We start from the raw sequence: 19,950 nt of genomic DNA, 5'->3' as shown, positions 1-19,950 counted from the left end.
GGATCAGGCCCTCATTGGCCGGTGTGTTGGGCGACCGCGGAGGCGCCCGGTTGCTCGTCGACCTGGACTTGGTCGCCGGCCTTGACGTGTTGCAGGCCCTCGACCACCACGCGATCACCCGGGGCCAGGCCCTCGCTGATGATCCAGCGATCACCCTGGGCGCTGCCCAAAACCACCTGGCGTTCGCTGATGCGCTTCTGCGGGTCGACCAGCAGCACCTTGGGCACGCCGGCGCTGTCGCGCAGGATCGCCCGTTGCGGCACGCTGATGCCCTGGGGCTGCACCGCCTGGTCCAGGCGCACGCGCACGTAGCTGCCCGGCAGCAGGTCGAGGTCGGGGTTGGGGAACTCGCTGCGCAGGGTGATCTGGTTGGTGCTCGGGTCGACACTGATGTCCGAGAACAGCAGCTTGCCGGCCAGCGGGTAGGCGCTGCCGTCGTCCTGGATCAGCGTGGCCTTGACCTGGTCCTGGCCGACCTGGCGCAGTTCGCCGGCGCGCAAGGCCCGGCGCAGGGCATTGAGCTCGCGGGTCGACTGGGTGACGTCGGCGTGGATCGGGTTCAACTGCTGGATGGTGGCCAGCGGCGTGGTTTCGTTCTGTCCGACCAGCGCGCCCTCGGTCACCAGGGCGCGGCCGATGCGCCCGGAGATCGGCGCGGTGACGGTGGCGTAGCCCAGGTTCAGGCGCGCCCGTTCCAGCGCCGCCTTGGCTTCGCCGACCGCGGCGTCTGCCTGGAGGAAGGCGGCGCGGGCGTTGTCGTACTCCTGACGGCTGACCGCCTTGTCGTCGACCAGCTCGCGGTAACGCTGTTCCTGCAGGCGGGCCTGGTACAGGGTTGCCTCGGCCTTGGCCAGGGTGGCGCGGGCGCTGTCGAAGTCGGCCTTGAATGGCGCCGGGTCGATCAGGAACAAGACGTCGCCCTGCTTGACGTCGCTGCCTTCGCGGTACACCCGCTTGAGCACCACGCCGGCTACCCGGGCGCGCACCTCGGCGGTACGCGGCGCGAGGAGGCGGCCGCTGAGTTCCGTGCTGATCGCCAGTGGCTGCACGGCCAGGGTCTCGACCCGGACCTGGGAAGGCGGGGCCTGTTCTTCCTGTTCGGCGGCGTCGTTGCAACCGGCCAGGGAAAGGGTGATCAGCGCCAGCAGCGCCAAGGGGCGCAGGCGCGAAGGGCAGGGAATGGACATACGGATCTTCCAGGTTTGATCCAGCGTATGCTAAAGCAGCCGTTCGGGTGGCGGCTGTTAAGCTGTGTTGGGCGTGTGTGAAAAAGTGTGAACAATCGGCGGTGGCCCGCGCGGGATTCTATATCCTGCCTTACTTCAATCTTTCGTCAAATCCCCTTATGCCGAACATTCTCCTGGTCGAAGACGACAGCGCGTTGTCCGAACTGATCGCCAGCTACCTGCAACGCAACGATTTCCATGTCCGGGTGATTGCCCGCGGCGACCATGTACTGGACGAGTTCCGCCGGCAGAAACCGGACCTGGTGATCCTCGACCTGATGCTGCCGGGCCTCGACGGCCTGCAGGTGTGCCGCCTGCTGCGCCAGGAGAGCCAGGGCCTGCCGATCCTCATGTTGACCGCCCGTGACGACAGCCACGACCAGGTGCTGGGGCTGGAAATGGGCGCCGACGACTATGTCACCAAACCGTGCGAACCCCGGGTGCTGCTGGCCAGGGTGCGCACCCTGCTGCGCCGCAGCAGCGTCAACGAGCCGCGCCTGGACAGCGACCTGATCCAGGTCGGCGGCCTGCGCATCGACCTGGCCGAGCGCACGGTCAGCTGGCGCGGCGAGGAGGTGGAACTGTCCAGCGGCGAGTACAACCTGCTGGTGGTGCTGGCGCGCAACGCCGGCGAGGTGATGAGCCGCGACCGTATCCTGCAGCAGTTGCGCGGCATCGAGTTCAACGGCACCGACCGTTCGGTGGACGTGGCCATCTCCAAGCTGCGCCGACGCTTCGACGACAGCGCCGGCGAAGCACGCAAGATCAAGACCGTGTGGGGCAAGGGGTATCTGTTCAGCCGGGTCGAGTGGGAGTACTGACAGGCCATGCTCAAGATCCTGGTGCGGCTTTACCTGGTGATCATCGTCGCCTATGCCGGGGCGATCGCGCTGATCCCCGACACCATCGTCGGGTTGTTCCATGAGCGCTTCATGGCCTACAACCTCGAGCAGGCCAAGGGCGTGCAGACCCTGATCGTGCGCCAGTTCCAGCAGGCGCCGCAGGAGCAGTGGCCGGCAGTGGAAAAAGACCTGGCCGAGGTGTTCAAACCTTTGCAAGTGCGCCTGTTGCGCATGGACGATGCCGACTTGAGCAGCGAGGAGAAAGCCCGGCTCGAACATGGCCTTTACGCGGTGCGCATGGCCGACTGGGGCTACTACGAAACGGTGCTGGCGCCGCTGGATTCGCAATGGCTGGTGCGCCTGCATTCGCCGGACGACCCGCTGGACATCAACGTGCTGTCCTGGGGCGTGACCGTGCTGATCGGCGCGGCCATGCTTGGCTGCCTGCTGTTGTGGGTGTGGCCGCACTGGCGCGACCTCGAACGGCTGAAGGACACTGCCCGGCGCCTGGGGCGCGGCGAGATGTCCGAGCGCACGCATATCTCGCCTCGCTCGAACATCGGTGAACTGGCCGGGGTGTTCGACACCATGGCCAGTGATCTGGAACGCCACGTCAACCAGCAGCGCGAACTGCTCAACGCGGTTTCCCACGAGCTGCGCACGCCCTTGACCCGCCTGGACTTCGGCCTGGTGCTGCTGTTCGACGAGGTGCCGCCGGCCAGCCGCAAACGCCTGCTGGGGTTGGTGGGCCATGTGCGCGAACTGGACGAACTGGTGCTTGAACTGCTCTCCTACAGCCGCCTGGACAGCGTCGACCAGGCCCGCGAGCGGGTCGAGGTGTCGTTGCTGGAACTGGTGGACAGCGTGCTCGGCAGCTTCGCCGAGGAGCTCGACAACCGTGGCATCCGTTGGGAGGTGCGCTGCGAAACCGACCTGCCGCGTTTCGTCCTCGACCCGCGGCTGACCGCCCGCGCCGTGCAGAACCTGGTGCGCAACGCCATGCGCTACTGCGATGAAAGCCTGCTGCTGCGCCTGCGCCGGGAAGAGGACGGCGCTTGCCTGGTGACCGTGGAAGACGACGGCATCGGCATCCCAACCGAGGAGCGTGAGCGGATCTTCCAGCCGTTCTATCGCCTGGACCGCAGCCGTGACCGTAATACCGGCGGGTTCGGGCTGGGGCTGGCGATCAGCCGGCGGGCCATCGAAGGGCAGGGCGGCACGCTGACCGTGGCGCAGTCGGCGCTGGGCGGGGCGCAGTTCAGGATTCGTTTGCCAGCCGGGTAGTCCACAGGACGAAGCGGTCCTTGCCGGTGTGCTTGGCCTCGTACAATGCCTGGTCCGCCCTGATCAGCGCCAGGCTCAGGGTATCGCCGCTGTCGATCCGTGCCAGGCCGATGCTGATGGTCACCGGGTGCGCAGACAGGTCCTCGCGCACTCTCTGGCACAGCGCGGCGACCTGCTGCTCGGCGCTGGCTTCGTCCAGCCCCTGGAAGAAGATCGCGAATTCCTCGCCGCCCAGCCGGGCGATCTCGTAGCCGATCATCGCTGCCTTGATATGCGCTGCCACGCGCTTGAGCACCTCGTCGCCGATGTCATGGCCGAAGCGGTCGTTGACCTGCTTGAAATTGTCGATGTCGATCATCGCCAGGAACTGTCCGGCATCCGCCTGGCGCAGCTGCTTTCCGGCCTTGGCCATGAACGAGCGGCGGTTGGGGATTTCGGTCAGGGCGTCGATGTAGGCCTGTTCCAGCAGCACGTTGGTCAGGTAGAAATTGTGCAGCTTGGCCTGGCGGATGCGCAGGTAGCTGTAGGTCACCAGGCCGCTGAGGAATACCCCGTAGCTGATCAGCATCGCGCCCTCAAGCTCCAGGGCCTCGATACGCGTGTGGAAGAACGGGTTGAGCATGAGCCAGGTGATGCCCAGGGCGCAGAAGAACGACCAGCGCCGCACCGGCAGCAGCGAGACGGCGTAGAGCACCGTCGAGACTCCGAGCACCAGCCACACCGGGCGCAGAACGATCGGAATGCCCTCGATCACCAGGCGCATGGCCAGGGTGATCACCGCCACGAACAACAGGTTGAGCACGTCGAAATGCTGGCTCTTGCGGGTGAAGCCCAGGACCACGCAGAGGCTGCACAACAGGGCGATGAACACCCCCGACAGCCAGGTGAAACCCTGGCCGCCAAGGTAGCTGACGATCAGGTCGAAGATCAGCCAGATGGCGATGCCGATGCAGAAGATCAGCAGGCAGAAGCGGCGCATGGCCTCGAATTCGTGCTGGCGGAACTCGGCGCGCAGGGCGGCGGGGGCGACCTGTTGGCGAATGTGGGCTTCGAGGGTCTTGTACATGGAGGCGATGATGGCCTTGACATTGTTGTCTGTTATGCCTTCCAGGGCTGTGAGGTCTCTGTAGGAGATCACCCAGCCTTTCGGGCTACGCTGTCGCGCAGGGAACCGTCCCCTGTGGGAGCGGCCTTGCGTCGCGAAAGGGGCGCGCAGCGGCCCCAGGTTTAAAGTCACCCTCAAAATTGCCGGAGCTGCTGCGCAGCCCTTTCGCGACGCAAGGCCGCTCCCACAGGGATCGCGCTAGCTTTAGCAGTTGAGTAAGACAGTTGTTCCTACAACGAGCCTGATTGCAGCACATCCTTGGCCCAGGGCCGGTAGCGCAGTGCGAACACAGCCTCGGCGTGGCAGCCTCCGCTCAGCGCCGGCTGCGCCGGTTCGGCGCGGAACGGTTGCCCAGGCGGGCTGACCTGGCGAAACGCCTCGCGCACGATACCCACCTGGCAGGGCAGGGCCTGTTCATAGCCCTGGCGCACGAGTGGCGGCAGGCGACCGGTGCCGGCACCATCCTGCCACCACACGTTCAGGCCAAGGTTCGCCAGTTGCTCCAGCCACGCACCATTGACCCGTGGCGACAGCTGGCCGGCGCTGAAGGCACTGATATGCAAGGGCTTGTCCAATTGCCGATTGAACGCCTGCAATTGTGTGTAGAGCGCATCGCGCCTGGCCGCATCGCGAAAGTGCAGGTCGTCCAGCTCCAGCGGCAGGTACCAGCCGGACACCGGCAGCGCCCAGTCGGTCTTGAGCTGCTGGTATTGGGTGAGGGAGCGGCCCAACTGCGACTTGAAGTAGCTGTTCAGGCCTTCACCGTCGAGCTGTTCGAGCCGCTGGTAGTAGGCCGGATCCATGTACAGCCCCAGCACCAGCTCCAGCCCCTGGGCCTGCGCCTCGCGCAGGCTGCCGGCAAGCCAGCCGTGGGCGCCGCCGAAGTCGCTGTCGCCGTAGGCGCTCCATTGCACGATCAGGGTCGTGCCACCCTGGGCCCTGGTGGCGCGCCACAGTTGTTGCCACTGGGCTGGCGTGACGTTCGCATCACGGTTGAGCGGCTGGTAGAACAGGCGCTCGTCGGCAAGGGTCGGCAGGCACAGGGCGAGCAGGCAGAGAGCCAGAAAGGTACGCATCAGAAGTTCATCTCCACACCCAGCAGCACGCCGTTGGCGCGCTCGTAGAGGTTGCCGCCCAGCGCCTGCTGGTACTCGGCGCGCACTTTCAGCGAGCCACGGTAGGCGTTGTAGCGGTCGTCGTCGAACCACCACTGCCAGCGCAGGCCGACCCCGGCGCGGGCGTCCTGGCGCCAGTCGTTGCTTGGGTCCTGGCTTGAGAACTCGAGGAAGCCGTAGGGCATGATCGTCTGCGGCGACCGGCTTGGCAGTTTCCAGGCATGGCCCTGCTGGAAGCGCGACAGCCAGGCATGATCGCCCGCCCGGGTCCACCAGGCGGCGTCGAGGTAGAGGAAGCGCTCGTCCCAGTCGTCTTCGTCGATGCGCCAGTCATTGCGGTACCGGCCCTGGTCGAGGAACGAGGCGGTGGCACGCAGCAGCAGGTCGTTGCTCGATTCGGCGTTGTGGCGCAGGTCGCCCCAGTTGCCGCCGATCTTGGCCGGGCTTAGCAGCTCGCCCAGGCTCAGGCCGCTGTAGTGCGTGCTGTCGATCTGGCGCTGGTGGTAGAGCTCGGCGTACAGGTTGAGGTTGGCCTGTCCGAGCGGCTTGTAGCGCAGGCCGACGCCGGTGCCCATGCTCTGGGCGTAGTCGGTGCGGCTCTGGCCACCGAACAGCACGCGGCCATAGACCGACAGGGTGCTGCCGTTGCGGCTGGGCTCCTCGCCCAGGGCGTGGTCCCACATCGCCAGCTGCACGTTCTGCGATTGTGCCCGGCGGGAGCTGCCGGCGCGCGCGCCGTTGTCGAGAAACTTATCGTTGGTCGAGGTACCGGCTGGCGACCAGGTGCTGGCCAGGGTGATGCTGTCGCGGCGCGACAGGGCTTCATGGGCACGACGCTGGCGGTACTTGCGCGCCTCCAGGCTGCCGTACTCGTCGTCGCCGTCGACCAGGTTGCGCTCCACGTCCAGCACCCGGCGCAACTCGCGGCGGGCCGAGGCGCTGTCCTCGGCCTCGTCGTAGCGCAGGGCCAGGGTCTCGCCCAGGCGGTAGTCCTCGGGGAAGTCGCGGGTGGCGCGCTCCAGATAGGGGATGGACTGGCGCCGTTGCTGCTTGTCCGTCGAGCCGGCCAGGCGCATGCCGTAGTCGGCGCGGTAGCGCGGCTGATCCGGCGCCAGGCGCACGGCCTCGGCCAGCCAGGCGGTGCTCTGGGCGCTGTCGCCGGCCTGCTGGGCGGTGCTGGCGGCGGCGTAGTAGTGATCGGCGCGCGGGGTGTGGCGCAGGGCTTCGCGCTGGAAGGCCAGGGCCTGCTGGGCGTCGCCCTGGCGTTGGGCGATGGCCGCGCCCAGGGCCCAGTCGTCGGCGTTGCGGTGCGCGGCCGCGTCCCAGTGGCGGCGGGCGGCGTCGGCATCGCCGGCGTTCAAGGCACCCCGCGCCGCGGTCAGGCGAGCATTGTCGGTCCAGGCGTCGGCCGGCAGGCTATTCCAGATCGGCAGCGCTGCTTCGGCGTCGCCCGAGGCCTCCAGCGCGTAGGCCAGGGGCAGGCGGCTGGCGGTGTCGCCCAGGCGTTCGGCGGCCTGGTAGTAGACCACGGCTTCGCCGGGCCGGTCGGGCATGGCGCAGCGGCCCAGGGCGCGATACTGCCCGGCTTCGCTCGGGTTGGCCGGGATCGCCTTGCGCACCGCGTTGCACTGGCCGGCCTCGGCCAGGCGGGCGAGCAACTGGCCGCGGGTGGCGGCATCGACTCGCGGCACCAGGGCGAGCATGCGCGGGGTGTCCAGCGGACCGTCGTTGCGCGCATAGAGGTTGCCCAGGCGTTGCAGCAGCGAGGGCGTCAATCGGCCCTGGCGGCGGTCGTAGGCGTTCTCCAGCAACTGCCGGGCGTGCTCGGTCTGGCCTCGCTCGAGCAGCATGAACGTGGCTTGCTCCAGCGCCGCGAGGTCGCCGGTCTGGCGGTAGCGTTGTTCCCACTGAGCCGCCGTGCGTGGTTGCGGCGGCTGCGCAGGGTCGCCATACAGGCGTTGCTTGAGAATGGCATAGCTGCGCGGATTGTCGCGGGCCTCGCACTGGCCGAGCTGCTCGCGGGCCAGCTTCAGGTCCTTGTGCGACAGCCAGTCGACGGTCTCCAGGCACGGGCGCTGCAATTCATTGCTCAACTGGCGCACCAGCGCCGCATCGTCGCCCTCGCGGGCCAGTTCCCAGAGTTGCCGGCGCTGTTCGGGATGCTGCAGTTGATCGGTGGGCAGGCTCTGCAGCCAACGCTCGGCCTGCTGGTTGTGGCCCATGGCGATGGCGCGGTTGGCCATGGCCAGGCGGGCATGGGTCGCCGCCTCCTGGGAAGGCGCGCTGGCCAGCAGTTTGTTCAGGCCCTTTTCATCGACCTGCTGGATATAGGCGTTGGCCAGGCGCTGCCAGTCCTGCGGCGGCAATTCGCTCTTTTCGGCCAGGGGTTGCAACTGGTCGATGGTCTCGCCCCAGTTGCGCAGTTGCTCGGCGAAGTTGGCCCGGGTCATGCGCAGCACCATGCCGTCGTCGCGCACCGGCAACTGGTTGAGCCATTCCAGGGCCTTGGCCGCGCCACCGAACTTGGCCAGGCTGACGCTGTAGGCTTGCCACAGGCGCACCCGCTGCTGGCCCTGGCTGTCGGCCAGCCACGCCTCAACCTGGCTCTGCGCGGGCGGGTCCTGCTCGATCCAGGTCAGGCGCAGTTCGAGCAGGGCGTCGGCGTGCTCGGGGTTGTCGTCGAGGTCCTCGGCGATGGCCTCGGCTTCCTTGTAGCGACGCTGGTGGGCCAGGGCCTCGGCCAGCAGGGCGCGTGCCTCGTTGTTGTTGGGCACGCGCCCCAGCACGTGGCGGGTCAGGCGCTCGACCTCCGCCCAGTTGTCCTTCTGCGCCTCCCGGTAGCCACGCTCCATGAACGGGTAGCTGGTGAAACGCTGGAAGTCGGTCATCGGCTTGGTCGGCGCGGCCAGGGTGGAAGAGCACAGCAGCAGGCTGGCGAGGGTCAGGGAAAGACGGGGCGTCATGCCACCTCCCGGGTCAGATCATAGGCGGCCTGCTGTTCGCTGGCCTGCTCGGCGAGGGCTTGCTGCAGCACCTCTTCGGTAATGATGCCGCGGGCGATCAGGTGCTCGCCCAGGCTCTGCTGCTCGGGGTTGAAGTCGATCAGCGCCTGGTTGAACAGGGTCACCGGCACCATGCCGCGCACCTGCAGTAGCGTGCCGAGCATCACCTGGTGGATGCCGACCTGCTCCAGCAGGGTGGCGTCGTCCTGATGGCGCTCGAGCACCGCGAGCATTTCGCGGGTCTCGGGCTTTTGCCAGGGGCTTGGGTAGTGGTAGCGCAGGCCCAGGGTGACCCGCCCTTGCGGCGCCAGGCGGGCGCGTACCGGGCGCTTGAGCTGGCGACTGATCACGCCCAGCGAAACCTGGCTGACCGGACTCTCGCTGGCCAGCACCAGGGTGTCGCCGTCCTCGTCCACCGGCAGCACGCCGTAGTGGGTGGCGAGCTTGCGCGGCAGCTTGGCGATCAACGCAGGTTCAATCTTGAATGGATTCAGCGGCGCCCAGGGCAGGTCCAGCTGTTCAGCCAGGGTCTCGACCAGTTGCTCGCTGCTCAGCCAGCCGTGCAGCAGCAACTCGCGACCCAGGCGCCGACGGACCGGGCTGGTGATGGCCTGCTCCAGCTGGGTTTGGCTGATCAAGCCTTTCTCCACCAGGCGCTGGCCCAGCGGCGTGCGCTCAGGCGCGGCGAGGGCGGGGAACTCGTGGGTGGTCTTGTCCCAGGCCACCCGCCGCGAATCGCCCATTTCCATCACCTGGCGCAGGGCGCGCAGGTTGGCGAAGAAGTTGACGAAGTTGCTCCACATCATCCGCGGCGCCGACAGCAGGCCCTCGAAGATGCCGTAGTAGCGGGTGACGAACCAGAAACGCTGGAACAGGCGGTTGAACAGCAGCAGGCCGTTGAGCCACAGCAGCGTGCTCAGCAGCTTGCTGTCGCTGAGGATCGACATGAAGCGCCACGACTCCGGCGCGATCACCGTCACCAGCCACATCGCCAGCAGCACCAGCAGCAACAGGTTGACCAAAAAGCTCAGCAGGTAGGCGAACAGCCCGCGGCGGTCGCGCCAGAGGAAGTAGTTGAGCGCCCCCTTGCGGCTCCAGCCGAGGTTGCTGGTGCCCTGGAACACGATGCCGACGATCCACCGCGATTTTTGCCGGATGGCGTGCTGCCAGTCCCGCGGGAAGTGCTCGCGCACGCAGATCACCTGGGCGAATTCGCGGCTCATGCCGAGGCGCCAGTCCTGCTTGAGGGCCAGCGCCGGGTCGGTGATGGAGTAGCGGGCGAAGATGCACTTCATGCCCTTCTGCTTGAGACGAAAACCAATGTCGTAGTCCTCGGTCAGGCTCTGCACATCGAAGGCGATGCCGTCGCCGTCCTCGAGCAGGGCGCTGATCGCCCGGCGGCTGAAGCAGGTGCCGACCCCGGCGCTGGGCACCTGGCCGGTGAGCGCTTCGCGCACGATGACGTCCTTGCCGTGGTTCTCGGCGAACTCGTCGACATAGTGGCCGGCGGTGAAGCCTTTCCATTCCGGTGCGTAGGGGTACACCGGAATCTGGATCATGTCCTTGTTCGGCAGCAGGTAGTTGAACAGGCGCAGTTCCATCGGCGAGATGACGTCCTCGGCGTCATGCAGGATGAAACCGGCGAACTCGATGCGCGCGTCCTGCTGGAAGCGCAGGATGGCGTCGATGATGTTGTTCAGGCAGTCGGCCTTGCTGGTCGGGCCGGGGCGGGCGCAGACCACCTTGTGAACGTTTGGGTAGTGCAGGCAGACGGCGTCGACGTCGGCCTGGGTCTGCGGGTCGTTGGGGTAGGTGCCGACGAAGATCTGGTAGTTCTCGTAGTCGATGGTCGAGGCCGCCAGGCGCGCCATCTCGCCGACCACGCCGACCTCGTTCCAGGCCGGCACCATGATCGCGAGGGGCTTTTCCGCCACCTCGAACAGGCGTTTCTCGTCGGCCTTGTCGAACTTGTCGTAGATCCGAAAGCGCCGGATCAGCGTGCGTCCCCAGTAGCACAGGTCGATGAACAGGTCGTCCAGGCCGAGCACGAACATCAGTGTCGCCAGGATGATGGCGAGGATCTTCAGGCCGAACAGGACATAGGTGAGGAAGTCGATGAAAGCCAGGCTCATGCGTTGTCCCGCGTGGCGGATTGCTCGGCGAACCAGCGGCTCAGGCGTTCGGCGATGCGCTCGCTGGCGTGGCCGTCGCCGAAGGGGGTGAACACCTGCGCCATGCGCGCGTAGGCCGCCGGGTCGTCGAGCAATTGGCTGGTCTCGTGGACGATGCGCTCGGTCAGGGTGCCGACCAGCTTGACCGTGCCACCCTTGAGCACGGCGGGGCGCTCGGTGACCTTGCGCAGCACCAGCACCGGCTTGCCCAGGGCTGGCGCCTCTTCCTGCACGCCGCCGGAGTCGGTGAGGATGATATGGGCGCGGTTCATCAGCCAGACGAAGTGCGGGTAGTCCTGGGGGGCGACCAGGTGGATGTTGTCGCGCCCGGACAGCACGCTGTACACCGCGTGCTGCACCTGCGGGTTGAGGTGAACGGGGTAGAGGAACTGCACGTCCGGGTAGCGCAAGGCCAGTTCGGCCAGGGCCAGGCAGATGCGTTCGAAGCCGCTGCCGAAGTTCTCCCGGCGGTGGCCGGTGATCAGCACCATGCGTTGGTTGTCGCGCAGCACCTTGAGCGGGGATTCGGGGGCGGGGCGCCAGTTATCGCGGTGCAGCTTGTCGCGCATCCACAGCAGGGCGTCGATCACTGTGTTGCCGGTGACCTCGATATGCTCGGGCGGCACGCCTTCGCGGATCAGGTTGGCGTCGGAGTCGCGGGTGGGGGTGAAGTGCAGGTCGGCGAGCACGCCGGTCAAGCGCCGGTTGGCTTCCTCGGGCCAGGGCTGCTGCAGGTTGCCGGTACGCAGGCCAGCTTCGACATGGCCGATGGGGATATGCCGGTGGAAGGCCGCCAGCGAGGCGATGAAGCTGGTGGTGGTGTCGCCGTGGACCAGCACGATATCGGGCTTGACCTGCTCGTAGGCGCGGTCGAGCTTGTCCAGCAGGTCGCGGGACAGGCCGTTGAGGGTCTGGTTCTGGGTCATCACCTGCAGGTCCTGATCGACCGTGAGGCCGAAGGCGGTGAGGACCTGTTCGAGCATTTCGCGGTGCTGGCCGGTGGAGCAGATATGCAGGTCGACCTCGGGCCAGTCGCGCAGGACGCGGGCCAGCGGGGCCATCTTGATCGCTTCGGGGCGGGTACCGAATACCATCATCACGGTGTAAGCCATCGTGTAGTTCCTCGTTCGATTCCCTGGACGAAGTTGTACGACGTGTCGCCGCTTGCCAGTCATAGATACAAGCAGTCGATCACGGGGTTGTCCAATGCGCGGCCTGCGCCGGACGGTGCGCTGCAGGCGCTTGCGGAAGTGCCATGGAGGCGAGGGTCGTGTCGGCACTGTCGAGGCCGAACGCCAGGGAGGGTTGGTGCGGAAACGTTTATGCTAGTTTTTCTTGATTGAACGGTCAGTCAATAAAGTATTTCGGGCTTTTTCTTACAGCCTTCTTCTTGTAGTTTTGTAGGTCTTTTCTTCAGGGAGTAGAACATGCAAGGCAAGGCGCGCAAGGTCGTCCAGGCCATCCTGTACGAGGCCATCGCCGTGGCCTGCGTGGCGCCGGCGCTGGAGCTGGCGTTCGGCGCCGGCATGGCCCAGTCCACCGTGCTGTCGATCCTCATGTCGGGCATCGCCATGAGCTGGAACATGGCCTACAACTGGGCGTTCGAGCGCTGGGAAGCGCGCCAGCGCCAGCGCAGCCGCACCTTCCTGCGGCGCCTGCTGCATGCCCTGGGCTTCGAGGGCGGGCTGGTGCTGATCCTGCTGCCGCTGGTGGCGTACTGGCTGGACATCGGGCTGTGGGCGGCGCTGGTGACCAACCTGGCGTTGTTCGTGTTCTTCTTCGTCTATGCGTTCGTGTTCCAGTGGGGGTTCGACAAGGTCTTCGATGTGCCGGTATCGGCGCAGGAAGCGGCCAAGGGGTGCTGATATCGGGGCTTTTTCCCACAAGTCACCGGGTTCCCCTTAGCCCCACGCATCGCCAATAATCTACGTTCAACCATGCCAGACCCGCACCGATGCCGCGTCCGATCATCCTGCCGCTCGCCGAGAACTACCGCCATGGCGAGCACATCGCGCCGCACTGTCATGACCGCGCCCAGTTGATCCACGCGATCAGTGGCGTGGTCACGGTCAGTGCCCGCGAAGGCTGCTGGGTGGTCCCCCCGGGGCGTGGAGTGTGGGTGCCAGCGGCGGTCGAGCACGAGCTGCGCATGGCCGGCGTCGTGCGCATGCGTACCTTGTTCGTCGAACCCAACGCGCGCCCGGACCTGCCGCGCCAGTGCCAGGTGATCGAGATCTCGCCGCTGTTGCGCGAGCTGATCATCCGCGCCATGGACATCGCCCCCGACCATCCGGCCCAGGGCCGCGAGGCGCGGATCATGCAACTGATCCTCGACGAACTGCGCGTGCTGCCGGTATTCGCCCTGCATGTGCCCAGTCCGCATTCGGCGCACCTGCAAGGCCTGTGCGAGGCCCTGCGCCAGGCACTGTCCGAGGACTGGAGCCTGGCCCGTGCCGCGGCCCACAGCGGCCTCAACCCGCGCACCCTGACCCGTGCCTTCCAGCGCGAGACCGGCCTGAGCCTGGTGCAATGGCTGCGGCGCATGCGCCTGCTGGCAAGCCTGGATGCCCTGGCGGCCGGGCAGTCGGTGCTGGAGGTGGCGCTGGACCTGGGCTATGACAGCCCCAGTGCCTTCAGCGCGATGTTCCGCCGCACCCTCGGGGTATCGCCGTCGGTCTACTTCGGCAGGGCCGTGGAGCGCTGGTAGGCCAGCCCCGGCGCCTCGTCCCAGCCGCCACCCAAGGCCGTGAACAGGTTCACCTCGGCGAGCAACTGCGCCAGACGGTCGCTGATCAGGCCCTGCTGGGCGCTGAACAGCGAGCGCTGGGCGTCGAGGAAGGTCAGGCTGCTGTCGATACCGGTGCGGTAGCGGTTCTCGGCCAGGTCGTGGTAGCGCTGGCTGGCTTCGACCAGGTCGCGCTGGGCCCGCAATTGCTGTTGATAGGTGCTGCGCGCCGCCAGGCCGTCGGCCACTTCCTGGAAGGCGGTCTGGATCGACTTCTCGTAGCGCGCCACCTGCATGTCCTTCTGCAACGTGGCGTAATCGAGACTGGCACGCAGGCTGCCGGCGTTGAACAGCGGCAGGTTGACCTGCGGCTGGAACAGCCAGGTGCCAGTGCCGGCGTCGAACAGGTCGGCCAGCTCGCGGCTGCTGCTGCCGGCGTTGGCGGTCAGGCTGATGCTCGGGAAGAACGCTGCCCGCGCCGCGCCGATATTGGCGTTGGCGGCCTGCAGCTGGTACTCGGCTTGACGGATGTCCGGGCGGCGCTGCAGCAGGTCGGCGGGCAGGCCGGCGGGGACCCTGGCAATCTGTTCGTCGGCCAGCGGCAATGCCGGCAGGTGTTCGTCGATCTGCGTGCCGACCAGGCGCTGCAACTGGTTGAAGTCCTGGGCGGCCAAGCGGGTGTAGCGCGCCACGGCGGCGCGGGTGCTGTCGACGCGGGTGGTGGCCTGGATCTGGTCGAGCGCCGACAGCGTGCCGGTGCGGCGTTGACGCTGGGTCAGGCGCAGGCTCTTTTCGTCGGCTTGCAGGGTCTGGCGCGACAGGGCCAGCAATTCCTGGTCGGCACGCCAGGTCAGATAGGCGCCGGCGACGCTGCTGAGCAGGCTGAGCTCGGCGCCACGCCGGGCCTCGTCGGTGGCCAGGTAGCTGAGCAGCGCCTGGTCGCTGAGGCTGCGCAATCGACCGAACAGGTCCAGTTCATAGGCGCTGATGCCAACGGTGGCCGATTGCTGGGTGCTGATCATGCCTTCGCCGCCGGTGCGCCGCCGTGGCAGGTACTGGCGTGTGCCCTGGGCGTTGGCCGCGATCTTCGGCAGCAGCTCGGCGCGCTGGATGCGGTACTGGGCGCGGTAGGCCTCGGCGTTGAGCACGGCCACGCGCAGGTCGCGGTTGTTGGCCAGCGCGGTGTCGAGCAACTGGCGCAGCACCGGGTCTTGGAACACCCCGCGCCAGTCGCCGGTCAGGTCCGTGGCGGGTGGCCCGCCCCGGTAGGCGACACCCGTAGGGTACTGCTCGGCGCTGGGCGAAGGTGGGCGCTGGTAGTCGGGGGCGAGGCTGCAACCGGTCAGAACGAGAGCAAGCAAGGGCAGGGCGATTCGCGGCATGACAGGGTCTCTGGGGTCAGGTGCCGGCCATCCAGCGGGCCAGGCCATGGCGCCCGCTGACGCCGAGCTTGGCGGTGGCGCGTTTCAGGTAGGTCTCGATCGAGCTGTTCTTCACATTCAAGCGCTGGGCCATCTGCGGCACGGTGGCTCCGGTGAGCAGGCCGATGCACACTTCCTGCTCGCGGGTGGACAGGCGGATTGCCTCCTGCTCCAGGCGCTCGGTGAAGACCTGGCGCAGCGAGCCGGCCTCATCCGCCTGCACGCTGCCCGGACGACGCTGGGCCGTCTGCAGGAACAGCTGGGCATGGTGCTCGACCAGTGGCAGCAGGGTGTCGGACAGGCGCTTGAGCAGCGACAGTTCGGCCAGGGAGAACATCCGCTCGCTGCGCTGGCGATGGCAGCAGATGACCCAGCGCCGGTCGCCGCTGCGCGACACCAGGTTGCACTGGTGCACGGGGGCGTTTATCTGGATCAGCAAGGGGTCTTCCATGCGCATGATGCTTTGCAGCAGGGGATGGCGCAGCTGCGCTTGCGCGGGCGTCGCCTCGGGCAGGCCGGCGCTGCCCAGCACCTTGACCTGGCGGATGTTGGCCTGGTCGCTGTCAAGGGTCCACTCGCTGAGGTCGAGCCGATGGATCGGCACCTGGTCGTCGATCAGCTGGAACATCTGTTCGGCGAAGGTGGCATCGCCGGTGCTGGCAACCAGTGCCCCCAATTGCAGGTACAGGTGCGGGTCGTGGCGGTGTTCGAGGCTGTCGATCAGCTTCATGTCGTCGTCTTCCTTGATCCGGTAACGCGGTGGGTCTCGCGGTCGAGTCCTCTCTGTGGTGGGGCTTGGCGCTATTGAATAGCAGGCTCCGAGCCTGCGTCTGTAGCGGAAAGCGGGGACAGGAAATGTCAAATTATCCGACAAGAAAAGTCGGCATTTCCGTGGGCTCATGCAGCCTTAATTGATGGATTGTCGGACAATTGGCGCCAGAAACCGGCCAGATCGCCGGCGATTGCCCCGTCGGTTGGCGGGGGTAGGCAGGTACCGGCTGCCGACTATCGTCAATTTCCTACAAAAGTTTCAGCGGACTTAGGCGGAGCAATAAGGGACTGGCCAATGTCCGGGTTTGGGGGGCCATACAGGGCGCGGGGTGGGTGCTTGAATCCGCGGACGATCCCGTTTCAAGGAAGACCCGCCCATGCCTGTCGCCGATAGCTTCCCCCTGACCTGCGCCCAGCGCGACATCTGGCTGGACCAGATCAGCCACGGTGACTCGCCGCTCTACAACGTCGGTGGGTATCTGGCATTCGACGGCGCCGTGAACAGTGGTCTGCTGCGGCGCGCGCTGGCGCATCTGGTCGCGCTCCACGACGGGTTGCGCACGGTGCTGGTGCGCGAGGCGGGGGACGATGGCATCGCTCGCCAGCGCTTTGTGGCCGGTTTGCAGGTGCCGCTGGACGAGCACGACCTGCGCGGGCAGGCCGAGCCGTTCGCCGCTGCGCAGCGTCTGGCCAAGACCTTGCTGCAACAGCCCTTCGCCCTTGAAACCGGACCGTTGCTGCGCATGGCATTGCTGCATGTGGATGCCGGGCGCAGCCTGCTGATGTTGCAGGCCCATCACCTGATCCTCGACGGCTGGGGCCTGGAGCAGTTGCTCCACCAGCTGGGCCAGTACTACGGTGTGCTTGAGCAGGGCCTGGCACTGCCGGACACGGCCCCGTCCTACCGAACATTCATCGAGGATGACCTGGCCTACCAGGGATCGGCCCGTCAGCAGCGCGATCTTGCCTATTGGCTAGGCCGTTACCCACAACTACCGGATGCGCTGCTGCAGCCCAAGGAACAGGCCCTGCCGCCAGGTGCCACGCCCAGCCATGCGCTGGAGCGCAGTTTCGACGGCGACCTGCTGGCGCGCATGCGGCAGCTGGCCGACGAGCTGCAGGGATCGGTCGCCCATGTGCTGCTGGCGGCCTTGCACGTGTGCTGTGCCCGGGCCTGGCAGCGGGACGACTGGGTCGTCGGCCTGCCGGTGCGTAACCGTGGCAATGCGCGGGCCAAGGCGACCCTGGGCATGTTCGTCCAGGTCAATGCCTTGCGCATGGACTTCGGTCGGCAGTTGAGCTTCGCCGAACTGGTGCGCGGTATCGGCGATGCCCTGCGGCGCGACCTGCGTCACCAGCGCCTGCCGCTCAGCGAGCTCAACCGGGTGCTGGGGCTATCCCGGGAGGCCCGTGGGCAATTGTTCGAGATCACCGTGTCCTACGAGGAAGAGGGCCATGACCTGCGCTATGGCAGCCTCGGCGCCCACAGCGTGAAGGTATGCAACGATCACGAGCCGACGCCGCTGTCGATCTACCTGCGCAGCAACCCGCACAATGGCAAGGCCTGGCTGCACCTGGTACATAACCAGGCCTGGCTGGCCCCCGAAGAGGTCGAGGTGTTCACTGCGCGCCTGCTGCATGTGCTGGCCCAGGGGCTGGCGCGGCCGCAGGCGGGCATCGACGACTACGACCTGCTGTTGCCTGACGAGCAGCAGCGCCTGCGCCTGTGGAATGCCACCGCCAGCGCAGCCCAAGGCCCGGCCCTGATCCATCGGCGCATCGAGGCCCAGGCCGCGCTGTGCGCCGAGGCGACGGCCGCCGTGCACGAGGGGCGCCACCTGAGTTATGCCGAGCTGAACAACCGCGCCAACCAGCTGGCCACCCAACTGCTGGCCCTGGGCGTGGTGCCGGAGCAACGGGTGGCCGTGGTCGCCCGCCGTGGCCTGGACACCCTGGTCGGCCTGCTGGCGGTACTCAAGGCCGGCGCCGCCTATGTGCCGATCGATCCGGCGCACCCGGACGAGCGCCTGCGCTACCTGCTCGACGATTGTGCGCCGAAGGTGGTGCTGACCCAGTCCGGCCTGCGCGAGCGTCTGCCAGCCATCGAGGTGCCGGTGATCGAACTGGACCGCCTGCCACTGCCCGCGACGGCGTTCGCCGACCTCGAGGTGCCGGGGCTGTCGGGTTCTAGCCTGGTCTATGTGATCTACACCTCCGGCTCGACCGGTCAGCCCAAGGGCGTGATGATCGAGCACCGCATGCTCGCCAACCTGGTCGACTGGCACTGCGAAGCCTTCGATCTCCACCCTGGCAGCGCAACCTCCAGCCTGGCCGGTTTCGGCTTCGATGCCATGGCCTGGGAGATCTGGCCGGCTTTGTGCGCTGGCGCCACCCTGCACCTGGCACCGGTGGGCGAGGGCGGCGAGGACATCGACGCGCTGCTGCGCTGGTGGCGCGCCCAGCCGCTGCAGGTCAGCTTCCTGCCCACGCCGGTGGCCGAGCACGCCTTCGCCCAGGGCGCGCCACATCCGACTCTGCGCACCTTGCTGGTCGGCGGCGATCGCCTGCGCCGGCTGGCCCGAGAGCGTGGCTGCCAGATCATCAATAACTACGGGCCGACCGAGGCCACGGTAGTGGCCAGCGCGGGCGAGGTGCGCCCGGGCCAGGTGCTGCACATTGGCGCGCCGGTGGCCAACACCCGGCTGTACGTGCTCGATGCCCAGGGACGGCAACTGCCGATAGGTGCTGTCGGTGAGCTGCACATCGGCGGCGCGGGAGTCGCCCGCGGCTATCTGAACCGCCCCGAACTGACTGCCGAGCGCTTCCTCGACGACCCGTTCACCCTGCAGCATGGCGCCCGGATGTACCGCACGGGTGACCTGGTGCGCTGGTTGCCCGACGGTACCCTGGAGTACCTTGGGCGTAGCGACGACCAAGTGAAGATACGCGGCGTACGGGTCGAACTGGGCGAGATCGAGAGCGCGCTGGCCAGTCATCCAGCCGTGCGCGAGGCGCTGGTGCTGCTGCGCGACGGCCAACTGGTGGCCTGGTACCTTGGCGAACAGCCGTCGACCCCGTTGCAGTTGCACGAACACCTGCGCAGCCGCCTGCCGGCCGCCTTGCTGCCGAGCGCTTATGTGGCGATGGCGGCCTGGCCGTTGACCGCCAATGGCAAGCTTGACCGCCGCGCGTTGCCCGCGCCGGGCAACGAGGCCACGGTACGGCGCGCCCACGAGCCGCCCCGAGGCGAGCTTGAACAGCGCCTGGCCGCGCTGTGGGCCGAGTTGCTGGAGGTGGAGCAGGTCGGACGGCACGATCATTTCTTTGAACTGGGCGGTCATTCGCTGCTGGCGGTGCGCTTGATCGAGCGCATGCGTCAGGCGGGGTTGCAGGTCGATGCCCAGGTCCTCTTTGGCCAACCGACCCTGGCGAGCCTGGCCGCGTCGCTTGACGGCGCCCCCGTGCACTCGGTGGCGGCCAATCGCGTGGCCCCGGGTTGCCAGCGGATCACCCCAGAAATGCTGGCCCTGACCCACCTCGACCAGGCCGACATCGACCGCATCGTCGACAGGGTGCCGGGCGGGGCGGCCAATGTGCAGGAAATCTACCCGCTGGCACCGCTGCAGGAGGGGCTGCTGTATCACCACCTCACCGAAGACCGTGACCCGTACCAGCAACAGGCGCTGTTCGCCTTCGCCAGCCAGGCTGCGCTGGAGGCGTTCAACCGCGCCTTGGCCGGGGTCATCGAGCGTCACGACATCCTGCGTACCAGCCTGGCTTGGGAAGGCTTGGCGCAGCCGCAGCAAGTGGTGTGGCGCCAGGCCTGGTTGCCGTTGAGGGTGCTTGCGTCCGGTCCGGGCGACGCGGCCACCCGGCTGCGCGAAGAGGGACTGCGGCTGGACCTGCGCCAGGCGCCGATGATGGCTCTGGCCTGCGTCGAGGACAGCGCGCGGCAGCGCTGGCTGGGGCTGCTGCACTTCCACCATCTGGTCAATGACGCCGTATCGGTGCAGCTGCTGCTGGCCGAACTGGCGGTACTGATGGCGAACGAAGGGCATACATTGCCCAGGCCGGTGCCCTACCGCAATTACGTTGCCATGAGCCGCGACGAGGCTCGGCAGGCGGGCCATGAAGTGTTCCTGCGCGAAGCACTGGCCGGGGTGGAGGCGCCGCCGAGGCTGGCCGGCATGGGCGAGGGGATCCAGACCCGTGTCGAGACCTGCGTCCTGACCGTTCCTGAGGACCTGGCCCTGGCGCTGCGCCAGCGCGTGCGCCAATACGACGTCGG

At 67.3% G+C, this 19,950-nt stretch carries 12 protein-coding genes and 1 pseudogene; 5 read left to right on the top strand and 8 right to left on the bottom strand.

Annotated elements, in window-relative coordinates:
- Nucleotides 1–11: 11 nt before the first annotated feature.
- Complete coding sequence (locus tag CC207_RS02690; RefSeq protein ID WP_028691704.1) at nucleotides 12–1,187, bottom strand: efflux RND transporter periplasmic adaptor subunit; 1,176 nt, start codon at nucleotides 1,185–1,187, stop codon at nucleotides 12–14.
- Between the two features lie 158 nt (nucleotides 1,188–1,345).
- Here CC207_RS02690 and CC207_RS02685 point away from each other — a divergent pair, with 158 nt between their 5' ends.
- Together CC207_RS02685 and CC207_RS02680 are read left to right on the top strand one after the other, a co-directional pair.
- Nucleotides 1,346–2,047, top strand: a complete 702-nt coding sequence (locus CC207_RS02685; RefSeq protein ID WP_062360827.1) for a response regulator transcription factor — start codon at nucleotides 1,346–1,348, stop codon at nucleotides 2,045–2,047.
- Between the two features lie 6 nt (nucleotides 2,048–2,053).
- On the top strand, nucleotides 2,054–3,352 hold the full coding sequence (locus tag CC207_RS02680) for an ATP-binding protein (RefSeq protein ID WP_088851525.1): 1,299 nt from the start codon (nucleotides 2,054–2,056) through the stop codon (nucleotides 3,350–3,352).
- On the opposite strand, the gene CC207_RS02675 is transcribed toward CC207_RS02680, so the two are convergent.
- The 5 genes from CC207_RS02675 to wecB all read right to left on the bottom strand — a co-directional run bounded on the left by CC207_RS02675 (nucleotide 3,327) and on the right by wecB (nucleotide 11,857).
- Nucleotides 3,327–4,418, bottom strand: a complete 1,092-nt coding sequence (locus CC207_RS02675; RefSeq protein WP_028691701.1) for a diguanylate cyclase — start codon at nucleotides 4,416–4,418, stop codon at nucleotides 3,327–3,329. The genes CC207_RS02680 and CC207_RS02675 overlap by 26 nt on opposite strands.
- Nucleotides 4,419–4,687: 269 nt before the next feature.
- Nucleotides 4,688–5,533, bottom strand: coding sequence for a DUF4434 family protein (locus CC207_RS02670; RefSeq protein ID WP_028691700.1), 846 nt, complete (start codon nucleotides 5,531–5,533; stop codon nucleotides 4,688–4,690).
- Nucleotides 5,533–8,535, bottom strand: a complete 3,003-nt coding sequence (locus CC207_RS02665; protein WP_088851524.1) for a phage receptor — start codon at nucleotides 8,533–8,535, stop codon at nucleotides 5,533–5,535. Before CC207_RS02665 ends, CC207_RS02670 begins: the two co-directional genes overlap by 1 nt.
- The gene (gene nrfB / locus CC207_RS02660; protein WP_088851523.1) at nucleotides 8,532–10,706 is read right to left on the bottom strand and encodes a cyclic di-3',5'-guanylate-activated glycosyltransferase NrfB; all 2,175 of its coding nucleotides are present in this window, start codon (nucleotides 10,704–10,706) and stop codon (nucleotides 8,532–8,534) included. Before nrfB ends, CC207_RS02665 begins: the two co-directional genes overlap by 4 nt.
- Nucleotides 10,703–11,857 (bottom strand): non-hydrolyzing UDP-N-acetylglucosamine 2-epimerase, encoded by a 1,155-nt coding sequence (wecB, locus tag CC207_RS02655; RefSeq protein WP_088851522.1) that lies wholly within the window; start codon nucleotides 11,855–11,857, stop codon nucleotides 10,703–10,705. Before wecB ends, nrfB begins: the two co-directional genes overlap by 4 nt.
- A 315-nt stretch (nucleotides 11,858–12,172) precedes the next feature.
- Here wecB and CC207_RS02650 point away from each other — a divergent pair, with 315 nt between their 5' ends.
- Together CC207_RS02650 and CC207_RS02645 are read left to right on the top strand one after the other, a co-directional pair.
- Nucleotides 12,173–12,610, top strand: a complete 438-nt coding sequence (locus CC207_RS02650; RefSeq protein ID WP_028691696.1) for a PACE efflux transporter — start codon at nucleotides 12,173–12,175, stop codon at nucleotides 12,608–12,610.
- Nucleotides 12,611–12,699: 89 nt separating this feature from the next.
- On the top strand, nucleotides 12,700–13,452 hold the full coding sequence (locus tag CC207_RS02645) for a helix-turn-helix transcriptional regulator (RefSeq protein WP_062360817.1): 753 nt from the start codon (nucleotides 12,700–12,702) through the stop codon (nucleotides 13,450–13,452).
- Here CC207_RS02645 and CC207_RS02640 read toward each other — a convergent pair.
- Complete coding sequence (locus CC207_RS02640) at nucleotides 13,422–14,852, bottom strand: efflux transporter outer membrane subunit (protein ID WP_088851521.1); 1,431 nt, start codon at nucleotides 14,850–14,852, stop codon at nucleotides 13,422–13,424. The genes CC207_RS02645 and CC207_RS02640 overlap by 31 nt on opposite strands.
- A 16-nt stretch (nucleotides 14,853–14,868) precedes the next feature.
- Nucleotides 14,869–15,621: a LuxR C-terminal-related transcriptional regulator gene (locus tag CC207_RS02635; RefSeq protein ID WP_028691693.1), complete on the bottom strand. Its 753-nt coding sequence runs from the start codon at nucleotides 15,619–15,621 to the stop codon at nucleotides 14,869–14,871.
- 418 nt (nucleotides 15,622–16,039) lie between these two features.
- Between CC207_RS02635 and CC207_RS27355 the strand changes: the two are divergent.
- Nucleotides 16,040–19,950: pseudogene (locus CC207_RS27355) on the top strand (amino acid adenylation domain-containing protein); the annotation flags it as partial.

Origin of the sequence: Pseudomonas sp. DrBHI1, from assembly GCF_002205115.1 — a bacterium.
Classification (GTDB): domain Bacteria; phylum Pseudomonadota; class Gammaproteobacteria; order Pseudomonadales; family Pseudomonadaceae; genus Aquipseudomonas; species Aquipseudomonas mosselii.
This window is presented reverse-complemented; position numbering and strand designations above follow the sequence as displayed.

Excerpts from the sequence above, each read along its gene's own strand:
- CC207_RS02670 (WP_028691700.1), bottom strand. The coding sequence starts at position 5,533 with ATGCGTACCTTTCTGGCTCTCTGCCTGCTCGCCCTGTGCCTGCCGACC.
- nrfB (WP_088851523.1), bottom strand. The coding sequence starts at position 10,706 with ATGAGCCTGGCTTTCATCGACTTCCTCACCTATGTCCTGTTCGGCCTG.
- CC207_RS02650 (WP_028691696.1), top strand. The coding sequence starts at position 12,173 with ATGCAAGGCAAGGCGCGCAAGGTCGTCCAGGCCATCCTGTACGAGGCC.
- CC207_RS02685 (WP_062360827.1), top strand. The coding sequence starts at position 1,346 with ATGCCGAACATTCTCCTGGTCGAAGACGACAGCGCGTTGTCCGAACTG.
- wecB (WP_088851522.1), bottom strand. The coding sequence starts at position 11,857 with ATGGCTTACACCGTGATGATGGTATTCGGTACCCGCCCCGAAGCGATC.
- CC207_RS02665 (WP_088851524.1), bottom strand. The coding sequence starts at position 8,535 with ATGACGCCCCGTCTTTCCCTGACCCTCGCCAGCCTGCTGCTGTGCTCT.
- CC207_RS02635 (WP_028691693.1), bottom strand. The coding sequence starts at position 15,621 with ATGAAGCTGATCGACAGCCTCGAACACCGCCACGACCCGCACCTGTAC.
- CC207_RS02645 (WP_062360817.1), top strand. The coding sequence starts at position 12,700 with ATGCCGCGTCCGATCATCCTGCCGCTCGCCGAGAACTACCGCCATGGC.
- CC207_RS02640 (WP_088851521.1), bottom strand. The coding sequence starts at position 14,852 with ATGCCGCGAATCGCCCTGCCCTTGCTTGCTCTCGTTCTGACCGGTTGC.
- CC207_RS02675 (WP_028691701.1), bottom strand. The coding sequence starts at position 4,418 with ATGTACAAGACCCTCGAAGCCCACATTCGCCAACAGGTCGCCCCCGCC.
- CC207_RS02680 (WP_088851525.1), top strand. The coding sequence starts at position 2,054 with ATGCTCAAGATCCTGGTGCGGCTTTACCTGGTGATCATCGTCGCCTAT.
- CC207_RS02690 (WP_028691704.1), bottom strand. The coding sequence starts at position 1,187 with ATGTCCATTCCCTGCCCTTCGCGCCTGCGCCCCTTGGCGCTGCTGGCG.